The following is a 15,732-nucleotide window of genomic DNA, read 5'->3' as shown; positions in this document are numbered from 1 at the left end:
CTTGTTCAGGCAGTGCCGCTGCGCACTGCCTCTGCCGTGGCCCCGACCAGTTCTTTGTAAAGCGCCGCGTCGGTGTCGCCCTCGGTGCCGAACACCACCACGCGCGAGGTGCCGTCAAGCCCAAGCGCGGCCCGCGCGTCCTCATCGCCCGACACCGCGATCAGCCCGGCGAGACCGGCGACGGCGCTTTCGCCCGCGGCGATCGGCGTATCGGTTTCGGGGCGCGCCAGCAGGCGCATGGCGCTGATGGCAGCCGCATCCGTAAGCGCGATCACCGCATCACCGTGCACCCGCAACACCTCCCACGCCAAAGCCGAGACCTCGCCGCAGGCCAGCCCCGCCATAAGCGTATCGAGATCGCCGGTCACGGCGGTTGGCGCACCGGCGCGGTAGCTTTCCAGCCAGCAGGCCGACTGGTCGGGATCGCACAGCACGATCACCGGCCGCGCCGCGCCCCAGCGCCGCACCGCAAGCCCCGCCACCGCCGCCGCCATGCCGCCCACCCCGGTCTGCAAAAAGATATGGGTCGGGGCCGCGTTCAGGGCATCGAACGCCTCGGCGGCCATCACCTCGTAGCCCTGCATCACGTCGCGCGGGATCTCCATGTAGCCTTCGTATGAAGTGTCCGAGACCACGAACCAGCCATTCTCGGTCGCCATGCGCTGCGCCTCGCGCACGCTGTCATCGTAATTGCCCTCGCAGCGACGGACCTGCGCCCCATAGGCCTCGATCGCGGTCTTGCGGGCCTCGGACACGGTGGCATGGATGAAGATCACGCAGTTGCAGCCGAAATTCTGCGCGCCCCATGCGACAGAGCGCCCGTGGTTGCCATCGGTGGCGCAGCACACGGTGATCTGTGCCGCCTCTTCGGGGAAGGCCTTGTTCGTCACCTCGTCCAGCGTCACCTCGCGCCCGAGCGCGCCCGAGAGCTGTTTCGCCAGCAGCCGCGCCACCGCATAGGCCCCGCCAAGCGCCTTGAACGAGCCAAGGCCAAAGCGCCCGCCCTCGTCTTTGTAATGCAGCTGCGCCACGCCGGTCTGCGCCGCAAGCCCCGGCAGCGCCACCAGCGGCGTCGGCGCATAGCCCGGCCAGCCCGAGATGGTTTCGCGCGCCAAGGCCAGCCCGTCATCGGACAGGATCGCGTTCTGCGCATCGCTCCAGGCCGCGCCGCGTTCGGCGAGGGGGTTCATGACAAGGGTGAAGGCGGCGTCGGTCCCTGCGCCACGGGTGATCGATGTGTTCATGTAGCAGTTTCAACCGTCATCGGGCGGCGGCGTCAAGCGTCAGCAACGGAGCGCCAGCGCCCAAGGCGATCCAAATGCACCCTCCGCACCCTTGACAGGCAGCGCGAAACGCCGTTTCACCGCCTCATTCACGTGGCACCGCCCCGGTGCCCCTCTTGCCGGAGTGGACGCGCGCCTCTCCGCTCAACAGCAGAAAGGACGCGCCCCATGCCCCTTACGATTGCCACCGCCCGAAAACCTGCCCTTGCCATCGCGCTTGCGCTGATGGCCACCAGCGCCGCAGCCGACACGCTGTATTTCTCGGCCATCCCCGACGAAGACGAAACCCGGCTCGTCGAGCGGTTTTCCAAGGTCGCCGATTACCTCGAGGCCGAACTTGGCGTCGACGTCGAATTCGTGCCGGTGAAAAGCTACGCCGCCTCTGTCACCGCGTTCCGCAACGATCAGATCCAGCTGGCATGGTTCGGCGGGCTGACCGGCGTGCAGGCCCGGCTGATGGTTCCCGATGCCCGCGCCATCGCGCAGGGCAAGGAAGACCCGATCTTCGTGAGCTATTTCATCGCCAACACCGACACCGGGCTGGAGGCATCCGACAGCTTCCCCGAGGCGGCCAGAGGCATGTCCTTCACCTTTGGCGCCAAGACCTCGACCTCGGGGCGCCTGATGCCGGAATATTACATCCGTAAAGAGACCGGCGAAGCCCCCGAGGCGTTTTTCGACAAGGTCGGATTTTCGGGCGATCACAGCCAGACGCTGCGGCTTGTATCCTCGGGCGCATGGCAGATCGGCGCGCTGAACTACGCCGTCTATGACAAGGCGCTGGAAGAGGGCGCGCCGGAAACCGACACTGCCAAGGTGATCTGGCAGACCCCGCCCTACCCCGATTACAACTGGACCATCCGCGGCGACGTCGATGCCCGCTTTGGCGATGGGTTTGCCGACAAGGTGCAGGCGGCGATCATCGGCATGTCCGATCCCGAGCTGCTGGCCAGCTTCCCGCGCGAGGCGTTCATTGCCGCCGCCAGCGAAGACTTCCAGCCCATCGAGGACACCGCGAAGGAGCTGGGCCTGATCGAATGACGCTGCTCTCGCTTGATCGCGAGACGCTTGGCTATGGCCACACGGCGGTTCTGCGCGAGCTGTCGCTGACGCTTTGCGCGGGCGAGCGTGTGGTGCTGCTAGGGCGCTCTGGCGCGGGCAAATCGACGCTGCTGGGGACGGTGCATGACCGGCTCGCCCCCGGCAATCGCGTGGCGCTGGTGCCGCAGGATCAGGCGCTGGTGCCGCAGCTGTCGGTGCTGCGCAACGTCATGATGGGGCGGCTGAGCGATCATTCCGCATGGCGCAACCTGCGCGCGCTGGTGCGCCCACCGCGGACAGACCGCGACGGCGTTGCAAAGGTGCTGGAGGCGGTGGGCCTTGCGCCCGAGATCGACCGCCCCGTGGGGCAATTGTCGGGCGGGCAGAAGCAGCGCGTGGCGCTGGCCCGCGCCTTCTGGCGCGGCGGCGCGGTGCTGATCGGCGACGAGCCGGTGTCTGCCGTGGATGAAACGCAGGCGCAGGCGCTGCTGGCGCAGATGCAGGGGCGCTTTGACACCTCGATGCTGGCGCTGCATGACGTGGCGCTGGCGCGCGGCTTTGCCACAAGGCTGGTGGGCATCGCGCGTGGCGGCATCCTGTTCGACGCCCCGCCGCAGGAGGTCAGCGATGCCGATATCGCCGCACTCTATACCCGTTAAGCGCATCCCCGGCAGCGCCACGGCGCTGAGCCGGCCGCGCGTTGTCACCTTGTTCGTTGCGCTGGCCGTGCTGGCGCTGCCCTTTGCGGATTTCTCGCTGGCGGGGCACGACCCTTGGGCGGCACTGGGGCGCATGGGCGCGGGTTTTCTGCGCCCCGATTTCGGCGCGGTGGAACGCATCGGCCGCGCCGTCTGGCTGACCGTCGCCTTTGCCTGCTGCGGCGTGGCCCTTGGCGCGGGCACCGGGCTGGCGTTGGCGCCGTTCTATCATTTGCGATCCGTGCGCTGGGTCTGCATCGCGCTGCGCTCGGTGCACGAGCTGTTCTGGGCGCTGATGCTGATGCAGGTCATGGGGATCTCGCCGCTGACCGGGGTGTTGGCCATCGCCCTGCCCTATATGGGGATCTTCGCCAAGGTCTTTGCCGAGCAGCTTGAAGAGGCCGATCAGCGCCCCTCCGAGGTGTTGCCCAAGACCGACCCGCTCAGTCGGTTTCTATGGGCGCGCGCACCGCTGGCGCTGAGCGCGATGAAACATTACACGCTGTATCGGCTGGAATGCGGGCTGCGGGCCAGCGCGGTGCTGGGCTTTGTCGGGCTGCCGACGCTGGGCTTTCAGCTCGACAGCTTTTTCCGCATGGGCGATTACGGCGCGGCTTCGGCGATCATGATCTGCTACGTGGCGCTGATCGCGTCGATCCGGCTGTGGATGCGGCCCGTGCTGGCGTTGCCGTGGCTGGCCGCGTCCATCGTCACGCTGGCGCTGATCACATCGCCGCCCATGGGGTCCGGCGCGCTGATGCGGTTCCTGACGCAGGACATCGTGCCAAGCCCGCTGCGGGGCGGCTGGGATGGCGCGGCGCTGCTGGCATGGCTGGGCGATATCGCCGCCCATGAGGCGCTGCCCGGCCTTGTCGCCACGCTGATCGTGGCGCAGATCGCGCTGATCCTGACCGGGGCGCTGGCCTTTGCCGGCTTTGGCCTGATCGTGCCGCGCGTCACCTCGCGCGCCGGGCGGCTGGCGGGGCATATGCTGCTGGTGATCCTGCGCAGCTTTCCCGAATACATGCTGGCCTACCTGTTCCTGCAGATCCTCGGCCCGTCAATGCTGCCCGCCGTGCTGGCGCTGGCGCTGCACAATGCCGCGATCATTGCCCATCTGACCGGGCGCGAAGGCGAAAGCCTTGTGCCCAAGCTGCGCCGAGACGCGCCGCGCGGCCTGACCCTGTGGGGCTGGGAACTGGTGCCGCGCCTGTTCGGGCCCTTCCTTGCGCTGTGCTTGTACCGCTGGGAGATCATCCTGCGCGAAACCGCGGTGATGGGCCTGCTCGGCATCGCCACGCTGGGGTTCTACATCGACAGCGCCCTTGCCGAGCTGCGGCTTGACCGGGCGCTGGTTCTGCTGATCGCCACCGGGCTGATGACGGCGGGCATCGACGCGCTGTCGCGCTGGATCCGGCGCGGCGCCGGTGCGGGGCTGCGCGGCAGCATCCGTGACGATTGCTGCTGATCAGCTGAGCGCCTGAAACTCCACCCGGCGGTTCTCGTCGGCGCGGGGGTTGGCCTTGTTGAAGGGGAATTTCTCGCCCATGCCCACGGTTTGCAGCTTGGTGGCGGGAATGCCGCATTCCTCGATCAGATGGCGGGCGACCTCCTTGGCGCGCAGCACCGACAGCCGCTGGTTATAGGCGTCGGTGCCCGAACTGTCGGTGTGCCCGACGATGCGCACCATCGACAGATCCGCCTCGGACAGGGCCTGACACATGGCGGCCAGCTTGGGGGCCTGATCATCGGCGATGGCGGCGCTGTCGAAGCCAAAGGCGATGTGCAGGTTGACCTGCAATTCGGGGGCCAGTTCCCCGAACACCACGGGGGCGTCGGTGGCCGCCGCCAGCAGCGGCTTGTTGGGATCGACCGGGCGCGCGCCCGGCGCGGCGGTGGCGGCAATCGACACGCCCGTGTCCGGGGACGGCGCGCTCAGCTGCGGCGCGGTGGTGGCCAGCTGCGGCGCGGCACTTTCGGCCTGCACATCGTCGACCGTCACCAGACGCAGGCCGCGCGTTGCGCCAAGATTGCCCGCCTCGGCCTCTTTGAACACCTGCTTTTGCGCCTGAAAGAGTCGTTTCAGCTCTTCCACCGACAACTCATCCACGGATTGTGCCGGGGCAAGGGCGGGCAAACCCATGGCGATCAACGCGAAAACGGAAACACGAACGGCTCGGGAAAACATCAGAAGCCCTTTCAGCGAAAAAAGTTGGTGGGATGCACGAAAGAAGGTAGCATGGACAGCGTTTCAGATCAGCTTTTTTCGAGGGGCGCCCATGTCAGGTATACCCGACCAGAGGCCGCAATCATTCGGCAGATGCCGACCCCCGGCGGCGGAGCGCGCCGCATGACCCCCCCGACGACCCGCAACCCTGCCCCCATGGCGCCGCGCCTGCAGGGTGCCGGGTTGACCCATGTCGGGCGGGTGCGCACCGAGAACGAAGACAGCATCCTGACCGATCCCGCCGGGCTGCTCTGGGCGGTGGCCGACGGCATGGGCGGGCAAGGGCATGGCGCGATGGCCTCGGACATCGTCATCGACCATGTGGCAAAGCTTGACGATCATGCGCCAGCAGCGCCGACGCTGCGCGCGGCGCTGCTGGCGGCGAACGCGGCGATCCTTGATCTGGCCGCGCAGCAGAACCTTGGCCAGATCGGCGCGACAGCGGTGGTGGCGCTGATCCAGTCCTGCGTCGCCCATCTGGCATGGGCCGGGGATTGCCGCGCCTACCTGCTGCGCGCCGGGCATCTGCGGCTGCTGAGCCGCGATCACACCGTGGTGCAAGAGATGATCGACGAAGGCCTGCTGAGCGACGAGAACCGCGAACGCCACCCGCAGCGCCATGTGGTGACCCGCGCCGTGGGCGCGGACCCGGCGCTTGAGATCGACCATGTTTCGGCGCCGCTGGTGCCGGGCGACCGGCTGCTGTTGTGCAGCGACGGGCTGACCACCTGCCTGCCCGACAGCCGCATCGCCGATCTGATCAGCGCGGCGGGCGATCCGCGCGAGGCCTGCACCGATCTGCTGCGCGCCGCGCTGGAGGCGGGCGCGCCCGACAATGTTTCGGTCATCGTGGTCGGCGTGGAGGGCTGAACCATGCGCGAAGGCGCCCTGATCGGACCGATCATCATCGCCATCGGCCTTGTGGTCGCGGCGGTCTGCTTTGCCGTGGTCGGCGCGCTGCTGCAAACCGCCGACGGGCGCACCGAGCTGCGGCTGGAACGGACCGAGGCCGACCTTGCCCGGCTGCGCAGCGGCATGGACACGCTGCGATCCGAACTGCGCGACGCCGAAGCCGAGATCGAACGCCTTGGCGAGGAGATCGCGCTTGCCGCCGCCCCCGCGCCGCTGGAGCCGCTGCCCCAGGTCGCCCTGCCCGAGATCATCGGCGCCGCCGAGGACATCCCCGGCACCGAAGCCATGACCGAGGAAATGCTGACCGCCAAGGCGCGTTTCAACACGGGCATCACCCAGCCGGGCAACCGCGTCATGCTCGAGGTGCTGGGCCAGCCCCGGTCGAGCTATTCCACCACCTGCCAGCCAATCACCCAGCCCCGGCTCAGGGCGCTGATGGAAACCCGCCAGATCGGGCCGATCCGAGTGACCATGGTGAAACCGGCGCTCGACAGCCTGCAACGCATCCTCGATCGGCTGCAACAGGACGAGCCCGACATCTACGCCGCGCTCGGCACCGCCGGGGCGATCTGCGCCCGGCTGATCCGGGGCTCCAGCTCGTCGATCTCGAACCACAGCTGGGGCACGGCGATCGACCTCAAGCTTCAGGGCCAGCTGGACGGCTTCGGCGATGGCGGCACCCAGTTCGGCCTGTTGCTGCTGGCCGAGCTGTTCAACGACGAAGGCTGGTATTGGGGCGCAGGCTACCGGCGCGAGGATTCCATGCATTTCGAAGTCGGCGTCGAGACCCTGCGCAAGTGGCAGGCGATGGGTCTGCTATGAGCCTCGCCCGCGCTGCCGAGCCGGTGCTGCGCTTCATCGAGAGCCTCAGCGCCAAGGATGGAGAGCGCGCCATCGCCGCCGAGGCCGCCCGGATGCTGGCGCAATTCGAAGCCGCCGCAGCGCAGGGCGGCGCCCCCGCGGTGTCGATCAAACCCGCGCGCTACGCGCTGGCGATTCTGTTGGATCAGCGGGTGCGGGCGATGCCGGGGCTCAAGCTGTCGACATGGTCGGTGATCGCCGCGCGCAGCCTGTTCGAAGGGCGCGACATGCCACCGGCGCGGCTGGCCGAGTTTCGCCGCACCGCGCAGGCCGAAGGGCTGGCCGAGCTCGAGGCGCTGCTGGCCGATGTGCAGGCGCGCCTTGACGGGCTGCGCCATGGCCACCGGCGCGAGGTCAGCGGCTGGGGCTGGTACGCGCTGGGGTTCGCGCTGCTGCTGGGGCTGGGGCTGGCGGGCTATGCCGGGGCGCTGGAATGGCGCTATCATCGCCAGATCGCGGCGGATTTCCGGCAAGAGGCGCTGTTGATCGGGCTTGACCGGCCGCAAGAGGGCGCCGAGCTGACCCGGCGCCTCGATGCGCTGCGCGCGGCGGCGGACCGGGTGGCCGAAACCGCGCGCCATGCGCCGCTGCGCCGCCTGATCCGCCTGCCCGGCGACAGCGAAACCCTCGCCGAAGCCACCTATGCCGAGGCCACGCGCCGCCAGCTTCCGCCGGCCCTGGCCAAGGCGCTGGAACAGCTGCTGGCGAATACCGGCGACGGGCTGGCGCTTTACGATACGCTGCGCGCCTGGGCGGTGCTGACCGGCGAGGCCGAGTGGCAGCCGGGCTATCTCGCGGGCTGGCTTGAAGATCACGGGCTGGGCGGGCTGGCGCGTCATGCCGCGCCGCTGCAAGGGCCCGCCAGTTTCGTGCCCACCGATACCGTGGTGATGGATCAGGCCCGCACCTTTGCCGCCGAGGTGCCCGAGCCGGACCGCGCCTGGCTGGAATTGCTGCGCAGCGACGAGATGCGCGCCCTGCCGGGCTGGGTTCCGACGCAGGCGGTGCCGGGGCTGGAGGATGTGCTGCTGCGCCGCTCGGGGATGGATCTGGCGACGCCGATGCCGGGGCTGTTCACCGCCCGGGGCTGGGAGGCCGCGCTGCGCACCGGCGTCGGGCTGGCGGTGCAGACCGCCCGCGCGCAGGCCCCCGGTGTCACCGGCCTACAGCTCGCCGCCGAAAACCGCTCGCCCGACCTGCTCGCCGACCGGCTGAACCGCGAGACGCTGGCGCGCTGGACAGCCTGGCTCGCCGATCTGCGGGTGCGCCCCTTTGCCGACCGCGAAACCGCGATCATCGTTTCGGGGCATCTGTCGCTGACGGACAACCCGCTCGGCCGGCTGCTCTCGCAGGTCTGGGTGCAGGCCGGCGGGCTGGATCGCAGCCGCAGCCACGCCCAGCAGCTGCTGCTGGCCCGCCAGTTGGGTCCGATGATCCAATATGTCGAACAGGGGCGCATGGCGGAACTCTCGCGGCTGTTCTCGGGGCTGAACGTGGCGCTTGGCGCGGTGGACATCGACGCCAGACGCGCCACCCGGCGGCTGATGACGTTTCAGGACAAGGCGCGCAGCATCGCCGCGCTGAAGAGCGCGCCGCGCATCGTGGTGCAGATTGCCGAAGACGTGCTGGCCGGGGCTGCCCAGCCCGAGGCCGCCGATGCCTCGGGCAATCCGCTGTCGCGCGGCTGGCAGACGCAGGTGTTTGCCGCCTGCCGCGCCGCGCTGGCCGGGCGCTATCCCTTTGCCGACGGCCCCGATGCCGACCCCGCCGCGCTGGCCGCGCTGCTGGGGCCGGATGGGCTTGTGCCGCGCTTCGTGCAAGGCAGCGCGCAGCCGCTGCTCGACAGCTCCCAAAGCCCATGGCGCTGGAAACCCGAAGCGCGGTTTGCCGGGCTTGAAAACGACAGCGCGGCGTTTCTGGAAACGGCGATGCTGGTGTCGCAGGGGTTGTTTGCGGGCGGCGGGCTGGATCATGCGATCACATTCGCGGCGCTGGCAGAGCGCGGCCAGACCCTTGTCGCCATCGGCACCGTTGCTGCCCCGGTGCGCGCCAGCGGCGCGCCCGCAACCCTGCGCTGGCCCGGCCCCGACCCCGCCGCCGGTATCGAAATTTCCTTTCGCGACAACGCCAATGCGGCGCGGCTGACAGAGCCCGGCCCGTGGGGGCTGCTGCGGCTCATCGACGGCACGCGGCTGCGGCTGCGCGACGATGGGGCGCGCGCCCTGCTCGATCTGCGCAATGCGCAAGGGCGGGTGTTTCTGGAGCTGGGCTTTGCCGAGGCGCTGAACCCTGTCTCGGTCCGCCCGATGCTAAGCGGCCTCGTCTGCCCGCCAAAGCTGTAAATTACCTGCCGCAAGGGCGGGAATCCCTGTATAGTCGGGATCAATTATACAGTGCATATTTGATCCCGGACCCGTCCGGAGAAAGGGACAGGACAGATGCCCGCCCGAATTGCCACGCTTGAAACGCCGATTGCCCTCCCCGAAGACAGCCTGAAATTCGCCGCGCTCAGCGGATTTGACGAGATCAGCCGCTGTTTCGAATTCCGCGTCAGCGCGCTGTGTCAGGACGATCTTGTGCTTGCGCCCGACATCCTTGGCCGGGAATGCTGCGTCACGGCGCTCACCAACGAAGAAGACGACGGGCAGATCCGCTATTTCAGCGGCATCTGCGACAGCCTGAGCTTTGACGGCAACGACGAGGACGACCAGTTTCGCTATACGCTGGTGCTGCGCCCGGCGCTGGCGTTGCTGGACAAGACCCGCGACAACCGGATCTTTCAGGAAATGTCGGTGCCAGACATCGTCAGCGCGCTGCTCGACCAGCATGGCATCACCAATTACGAGCTGCGCCTGAGCGGCAGCTACGAGCCGCGGGTCTATTGCGTGCAATATGGCGAAACCACGTTGAATTTCATTCAGCGGCTGCTGGAACACGAGGGCATCTTCTATTTCCACGAATTCGACGATCTGGCGCACAAGCTGATCCTGTGTGACGATCTGGGCGCGCTGGAACCGCATTCGGATGTTTCGGATATTCGATTTGAACCGAATGCGGCGGCGCAGCTGCGCGGCGAAGGCGTGATCACCAAATGGCAGGGCGTGACCTCGGTGCGGCCCGGCATCATGACCCAGACCGACTATGATTTCGAAAAGCCCTCGGCGGATCTGATGGCGCGCCACGATGCCCGCGCGGGGCACCCGAACGACGGGTTTGAGCGCTATGATTACCCCGGCCATTACCTGAAGACCGGGCGCGGCGATGCGCTTACCGACCTGCGATGGCAGGAAGGCCAGCGCGACAGCCATCTGGCGCTGGCGGAAAGCTCGGCCAGCCTTCCGGCGGCGGGGCATACCATCACCCTGTTCGATCACCCGAGGACGCCCGAAAACGGGCTTTATGTGCTGCTGCGCGCCGAATATGCGCTGTGGGACGATCAATATGCCTCGGGGCGCATGGGTCGAGACGAGACCGGCTTTGTCGCCAGCTGGCGGCTGGTGCCCGAACACAGCCAGTGGCGCCCGAGGCTGCGCGCGCCGCGCCCGGTGATGCGCGGCCCGCAAACGGCGCAGGTGGTCGGGCCTGCCGGCGAAGAGATCTACACCGACGCCTACAGCCGCGTGAAGGTGCAGTTCCACTGGGACCGAGAAGGTCAGCGCGATGAAAATGCCTCGTGCTGGGTGCGGGTCAGCGCGGCATGGGCCGGGTCCGGCTGGGGCTTCATCCAGATCCCCCGCATCGGGCAGGAGGTGATCGTCGATTTCCTCGAGGGCGATCCCGACCAGCCGATCATCACTGGCCGCGTTTACAACGCCGAACAGATGCCCCCCTACGAACTGCCCGGAGAGGCAACCAAATCGGGCTGGAAATCCAACAGCTCCAAAGGTGGAGGCGGCTGGAACGAGCTGATGTTCGAAGACATGAAGGGCAGCGAGCTGGTCTATTTTCAAGCCGAAAAGGACCATGACGAACTGGTCAAGAACAACGAGACCCGCCACATCGGCAATGACTGGTCCGAAGACGTGGTGCATGACGCCACCCAATGGGTCGGCCACAACCGCGTTGAGACGGTCGACAATTGCAAGACCACCCATGTCAAGGTCGACCGCACGGTCAACATCGACCATGACGACACCGAAACCGTGGGCAACAATCGCGCCCTCACCGTGGGGGTGAACGAGACCATCGCCATCGGGGCCAATTCAACCGAAACCATCGGCGCGAACCACACCCAGACGGTCGGCGCGAACCAGACCGTCACGGTCAAGGCCAACCGCATCGACGTGGTGGCGATGAATGAGTCCCGCAGCGTGGGCATGGCGCAGGCCAATACCATCGGCCTGACACGCTCGGTCGCGGTGGGCGTCGATCAAAGCCATGACATCGGCAATTCCGACAGCACCTCGGTGGGGCAGGATCAGGCGCTGACGGTGGGCAAGGATCAAAGCGTTTCGGTTGGCGAGAATCGCAGCCTGTCGGTGGGCAAGGACAGTTCGGTGTCGGTGGGCGAGAATTTCACCATGAGCATCGGCAAATCCGGCGGCATGGAGATCGGCAAGGATTTCACCATCACCGCCGAAGACAGCCTGACGCTGAAATGCGGCAAGGCCAAGATCGTGATGAAGAAAGACGGCACCATCTCCATCGAGGGCAAGGACATCACACTCAAAGGCTCGGGCAAGATCGACGCCAATGCCTCCAGCGATGTCACCATCAAGGGCGCCAAGGTCAAGATGAACTGAGCCGGGCCAGCGCCTCGGGGCTGGCGGGCGCGTTGCCCGGCGCCCAGACCAGCGGCGCGCGCAAGGGCACGGCGCTGGGCGGCGGCGACAGCGGGGCCAGCGCCTGCGCCAGCGCGGCCAGATCCAGCGCGCCGCTGAGCCCGGCATCGAGATATGGCAGCGCCATCGCCGCCCAGTCATCGGCGCCGGGCTGATCCACCTGCGGATGCGTCACTGCGCAAAGCGCAAACGCCCGCCCCACCGCATCGCAGCTTGGCACCGCAAGGATCAGCGCCTCCGGCAGCGCCGCAAGGATGCCGCTTTGGGGCCAGCGCTCGGCGTCGATGGGCAGAAAATGCCGCGTCACCCAGTCATCAATCGCGCCCTGCACCCCGGGCGGCAAGGCGCGCGCCACGAAATCCCCCTGCGTCGGCAGCTTGCCAAAGACACCCGCCATTCAGAACCCGCGCGGGCAGGAAAAACCCGAAAACATGCGAAGATCGAACGGGTTCTCGACCGAATTGGCGCGCAGGTTGAAGCTGGCGCTGAAGCCGCGCGCGCCAAGGCGCAACCCGAACACCTCGGGCAAGGCCGTGGCCTGAAGCGCGCCGCCCCGGATCAGCCGCAAGAACGCCCATGACCCGGTTTGCGAGGTGATGACCTCGCCGGTGCCATCGACGGGCGCAAAGCTGAGGGTGATCATGTTGGTCTGGTCCGGCCCCGGCCATGTCATCGGCACCGGGCGGGCGGCGGCGTTGAAATAGCTCAGCACTTGCCCATCGACATTCAGCGTCACGCGCGAGGCGTTGGGCGACAGATCGCGCGGTTCAAGGTTGAAGGCCATGATCGGACCCGCGCCGCCGGGGAACAGCGCATCGCGGATCGATCGCGCCTTGGCAAAAGGCGCCAGCAGCGCGTCGTTCAACCCGAAATCCGCCCGCCAGCGCCATGGCCGCACCGAGGTGTCGACATAGGCCAGAAGATGGTCGTTGATATAGCTGTCGATCAGCCCGTCCTTGCCGAACAGCCGGGCGAAATCCAGCGTATTGACGTCGATGGCCGAGGCCTGATCGAACGGATAGCGCCCCGCCGTGGCCGAGGTGCAGAACGGCAGCACATCCGCCCGCCAGCGCGCATTGAGCTGCGCCACCACCGCATCGCGCGTCACCGCGATGGCATCGCCCGCGATGCCCGCGATCCAGTCGTCGATGGGATCGGGCAGCGCGCCTGCCTCGTTGGCGATGGCCCCGGTCAGCGAGGGCAAGCCTCCCCGCGCCAGCAGCGCCCCGCGTGGATCGGGGCTGGCCGCCACGGTCTGCAATTCATTCGACAGCGCTGTCAGCGCGGTGATGGCATCGTTCAGCAGCGGCGGCTGGCCGTCGACCTCTTCGACGGTGGCGCGGATCGGGGCGAAATGATCCGATACCGGCGTGCCGGGCGGCGCGGGTTCGGCGCCCCCCGGCTGGGCGGCGGCGATCTTCAGCCCGGTCTTGGCCAGCTTGCCGATCTTGCCAAGCTTGAGCAGCGCCTTCTGCCCGGCCTTCTGCGCGGCGGCGTTGTCTTCGATGCCCGGATCGTCGGGGCGGGCCAGATGGGTCTCGCGCACCACCGCTTCGAGCAGGCGCTTGAGCGCGGAATCGGCCGAGGACAGATCCTTGAGGTTCAGCCGCGCCTGATCCAGATCGCCAATCGGCGTCAGCCGGATGTCACGCAGCAGCCCATCCCATTGCGCAATGAAATCATCGTAATACAGCTTGAGCACATCGTCTTCGAGCGTATCCACCGAGGCCTGCGCGCTTTCGTTGCACCCGCCGGCGAACACCGCGCGGTCAAGCTGGGCTTGCGCGGCAACCTCGGGCACCAGCGACAGGATGACGTTGTGAAAGCCATCAAAGGTAAACGCCCCCGGCAGCCCGACCCGCAGCGAGGTTTCCGACAATCGCGTCAGCACCCGGTTGCCGTTTGGCCCCGCCACCTCGGCGGGCACAAAGCCCGGAAGGGTAGCGACATCAGGATCGCTCATCAGCGCGTTATAGGCGCGCACCGCCAGCGGAATGGTGCAGATGCTTTCCAGCGCCACCCCGACAAGCTGCGGATCGGGCGCGATCTTGGTTTCCTCGGTCGCCATGCGGGCCAGCGCAGCAAGCTGGTGGTCGATGCTTTCCTCGGTGGGGAAAATATCGATGGGGGCAAAGCTTGGCAGTACGCTTTGCCACCAGATCGACAGGAACGCGCCATCATAGGGCGCCTGCCCGGTCAGCATCTGATAGGCTTTTAGCCCGCCCAGCAGGAATTCGGGATCGCGGGCATGGCGCCACATGGTTGCTTCAAGCGTGGCAACCATGCGCGGTTCCAGCACGTTGCGCAGGATGCGCTCATAGGCGATCTGTCCGGCGCGGGCCAGTTCCGGCGCGGCGCTGGGGCCTAGCGCCGTCAGCGGCGTGGGCGGCAGAACCGTCGCGGCCTGCAGGGTCTGGGTCGCGGCATCCAGCGCCAGATCGAGGTCCAGCGGATCGGTCGGTGCCTGCCGCGCCGCGACATTGGCCAGCCGCGCCGACAGCGTTGCCAGCTGGCGTTCCTGATCGGCCAGCGCGCCGTCATAGCGCAGGAAACTGTACAGGAACACCGCCCCCAGCAACGCCACCACCAGCGCCGTGCCCGCCAGCGCGGCGCGCCACGCCCACCGCCGGCGATCCTCGGCGCGCGGATCGAAGCGGCCCAGCCCGGCCTCGGGGAACACCAGATCGCTCAGCAGGCCGCGCAGGAAATAGCTGCGCGTGGCGCCATGTTTGCGCGGCTCGGCCCATGGCGCGCGCATCCCCAACGAGGCCGCCGTGGCCGCCACCAGCCGGTCGATGGGAGAGCCTTCCTGCGTGGCAGAGCTGAAATAGACGCCGCGCAACCACGGGCTTTCCTCGTAGCGGCTGTCGCCGAACACCGCCTCGGTGAGGATGGTCAGCGGGCGCATTAGCGCCTCAAGCTGGGCAGGAAAGCGGAATATCTCGGCCCGCTCGGCCAGCGGCAGATCATCGGCGATGCGCGCGCCCAGTCGCGACTCGAGCGCCTCTTGCAACAAGCGCAACTCGCGCAGGATGGCGGTGTCGTCGATACGCTCGGTGGTGCCAAGGCTGGCGCCCCAGACCTGCTCGCGCTGCTGGGTCGACAGATCGGCGAAAAACGTCTCGAAACCGGGGATCAGATCGGCCTTGGTGATCATCAGATAGACCGGCAGCTTCAGCCCCGTGACCTCGCGCAGCTCGGCCAGCCGCTTGCGGATCTCGCGGCCATGATCGCGGATCGAGGCATCGTCGCCCGCCAGTTCCTGTACCGACAGCGTCAGGATCACCCCGTTCAGCGCCCGCCGCCCCCGGTGTTTGACCAGCAGTCGCAGAAAGCCTGTCCATTCGGCGGCATCGACCTGCGGGTCCGACGCCTGCTGCACATAACGCCCGGCGGTGTCGATCAGCACCGCGTCTTCGGTGAAGAACCAATCGCAGTTGCGCGTGCCGCCCATGCCCTTCAGATCATCGCCAAGGTCGATGGGAAAATGCAGCCCCGACTGGCGCAGCGCGGTGGTCTTGCCAGTGCCGGGCGGGCCAATGAACACATACCACGGCATGTCGCGCAGGAATTTCTTGCGCCCCAGCTTGCTGCGTTTCATCTGGTCGAGCACGCCCTGAAACTTGGCGTTCACGGCGGCGATGCTTTCGTCCTCGGGGGCGGCGGGCGGCGGCGCGGCCAGATCGGTGACAAAGGCGCGGTTGGCGCGCGCGGCGCGGATCTGGCGTAGCAGCAGTGACAGCAGCCACAGGATCGCGATGACCCCGATGACGATCACCCGCGTCAGGTCTGATGCCAGCGGTTGCGCCGCGCCGATGCTGACCAGCGGGCCGTAGAGCCAGATCAGCGCGCACAGCAGCACAAGGCCGATGAAGGTCCACAGCGTGCGGGACAACAGGGTGCGAAACAGGATGCGCAGAACGGTCATG

General features: G+C 67.6%; 11 protein-coding genes. 7 read left to right on the top strand and 4 right to left on the bottom strand.

Features of this window, described 5'->3' with window-relative positions:
• Window positions 1–5: 5 nt before the first annotated feature.
• Window positions 6–1,244 carry a diaminopropionate ammonia-lyase gene (locus Q4543_RS05335; RefSeq protein WP_303436744.1) on the bottom strand — a complete coding sequence of 413 codons (1,239 nt, stop codon included), beginning with the start codon at window positions 1,242–1,244 and terminating at the stop codon, window positions 6–8.
• A 207-nt stretch (window positions 1,245–1,451) separates the two neighbouring features.
• Between Q4543_RS05335 and Q4543_RS05330 the strand changes: the two genes are divergently transcribed.
• Genes Q4543_RS05330 through Q4543_RS05320 form a run of 3 tightly spaced genes read left to right on the top strand, consistent with a single transcriptional unit; the run spans window position 1,452 to window position 4,490 of the window.
• Window positions 1,452–2,324, top strand: coding sequence for a putative selenate ABC transporter substrate-binding protein (locus Q4543_RS05330; RefSeq protein WP_303436743.1), 873 nt, complete (start codon window positions 1,452–1,454; stop codon window positions 2,322–2,324).
• Window positions 2,321–2,983 carry an ATP-binding cassette domain-containing protein gene (locus Q4543_RS05325; RefSeq protein ID WP_303436742.1) on the top strand — a complete coding sequence of 221 codons (663 nt, stop codon included), beginning with the start codon at window positions 2,321–2,323 and terminating at the stop codon, window positions 2,981–2,983. Before Q4543_RS05330 ends, Q4543_RS05325 begins: the two co-directional genes overlap by 4 nt.
• Window positions 2,952–4,490, top strand: a complete 1,539-nt coding sequence (locus Q4543_RS05320; protein WP_303436741.1) for an ABC transporter permease — start codon at window positions 2,952–2,954, stop codon at window positions 4,488–4,490. The genes Q4543_RS05325 and Q4543_RS05320 overlap by 32 nt, the downstream gene beginning before the upstream one ends.
• Here the strand turns inward: Q4543_RS05320 and Q4543_RS05315 are convergent, their stop codons facing one another.
• The gene (locus tag Q4543_RS05315) at window positions 4,491–5,165 is read right to left on the bottom strand and encodes an OmpA family protein (RefSeq protein ID WP_216004084.1); all 675 of its coding nucleotides are present in this window, start codon (window positions 5,163–5,165) and stop codon (window positions 4,491–4,493) included. It abuts the gene before it with no gap.
• Between the two features lie 207 nt (window positions 5,166–5,372).
• Here Q4543_RS05315 and Q4543_RS05310 point away from each other — a divergent pair, with 207 nt between their 5' ends.
• The 4 genes from Q4543_RS05310 to Q4543_RS05295 all read left to right on the top strand — a co-directional run bounded on the left by Q4543_RS05310 (window position 5,373) and on the right by Q4543_RS05295 (window position 11,764).
• A complete protein-coding gene (locus Q4543_RS05310) occupies window positions 5,373–6,119 on the top strand; it encodes a PP2C family serine/threonine-protein phosphatase (protein WP_303436740.1) in 747 nt (248 codons plus the stop codon).
• Window positions 6,120–6,122: 3 nt separating this feature from the next.
• A complete protein-coding gene (locus Q4543_RS05305) occupies window positions 6,123–6,983 on the top strand; it encodes a M15 family metallopeptidase (RefSeq protein WP_303436739.1) in 861 nt (286 codons plus the stop codon).
• Entirely contained in the window at window positions 6,980–9,364 is a 2,385-nt protein-coding gene (locus tag Q4543_RS05300; RefSeq protein ID WP_303436738.1) for an ImcF-related family protein, read from the top strand. The genes Q4543_RS05305 and Q4543_RS05300 overlap by 4 nt, the downstream gene beginning before the upstream one ends.
• Window positions 9,365–9,460: 96 nt before the next feature.
• Window positions 9,461–11,764 (top strand): type VI secretion system Vgr family protein, encoded by a 2,304-nt coding sequence (locus tag Q4543_RS05295; RefSeq protein ID WP_303436737.1) that lies wholly within the window; start codon window positions 9,461–9,463, stop codon window positions 11,762–11,764.
• Here the strand turns inward: Q4543_RS05295 and Q4543_RS05290 are convergent.
• Both Q4543_RS05290 and tssM read right to left on the bottom strand, forming a co-directional pair.
• Window positions 11,751–12,200, bottom strand: coding sequence for a TagF domain-containing protein (locus Q4543_RS05290; RefSeq protein WP_303436736.1), 450 nt, complete (start codon window positions 12,198–12,200; stop codon window positions 11,751–11,753). The two genes, Q4543_RS05295 and Q4543_RS05290, sit on opposite strands and share 14 nt — an antisense overlap.
• Window positions 12,201–15,731, bottom strand: coding sequence for a type VI secretion system membrane subunit TssM (gene tssM / locus Q4543_RS05285; RefSeq protein WP_303436734.1), 3,531 nt, complete (start codon window positions 15,729–15,731; stop codon window positions 12,201–12,203).
• Window position 15,732 lies beyond the last annotated feature (1 nt).

The sequence above is a fragment of the Salipiger sp. 1_MG-2023 genome (genome assembly GCF_030547555.1).
Taxonomy (GTDB): Bacteria; Pseudomonadota; Alphaproteobacteria; order Rhodobacterales; family Rhodobacteraceae; genus Salipiger.
Note: the sequence above shows the minus strand (reverse complement) of the source record. Positions and strands in the feature narration are given on the sequence as shown.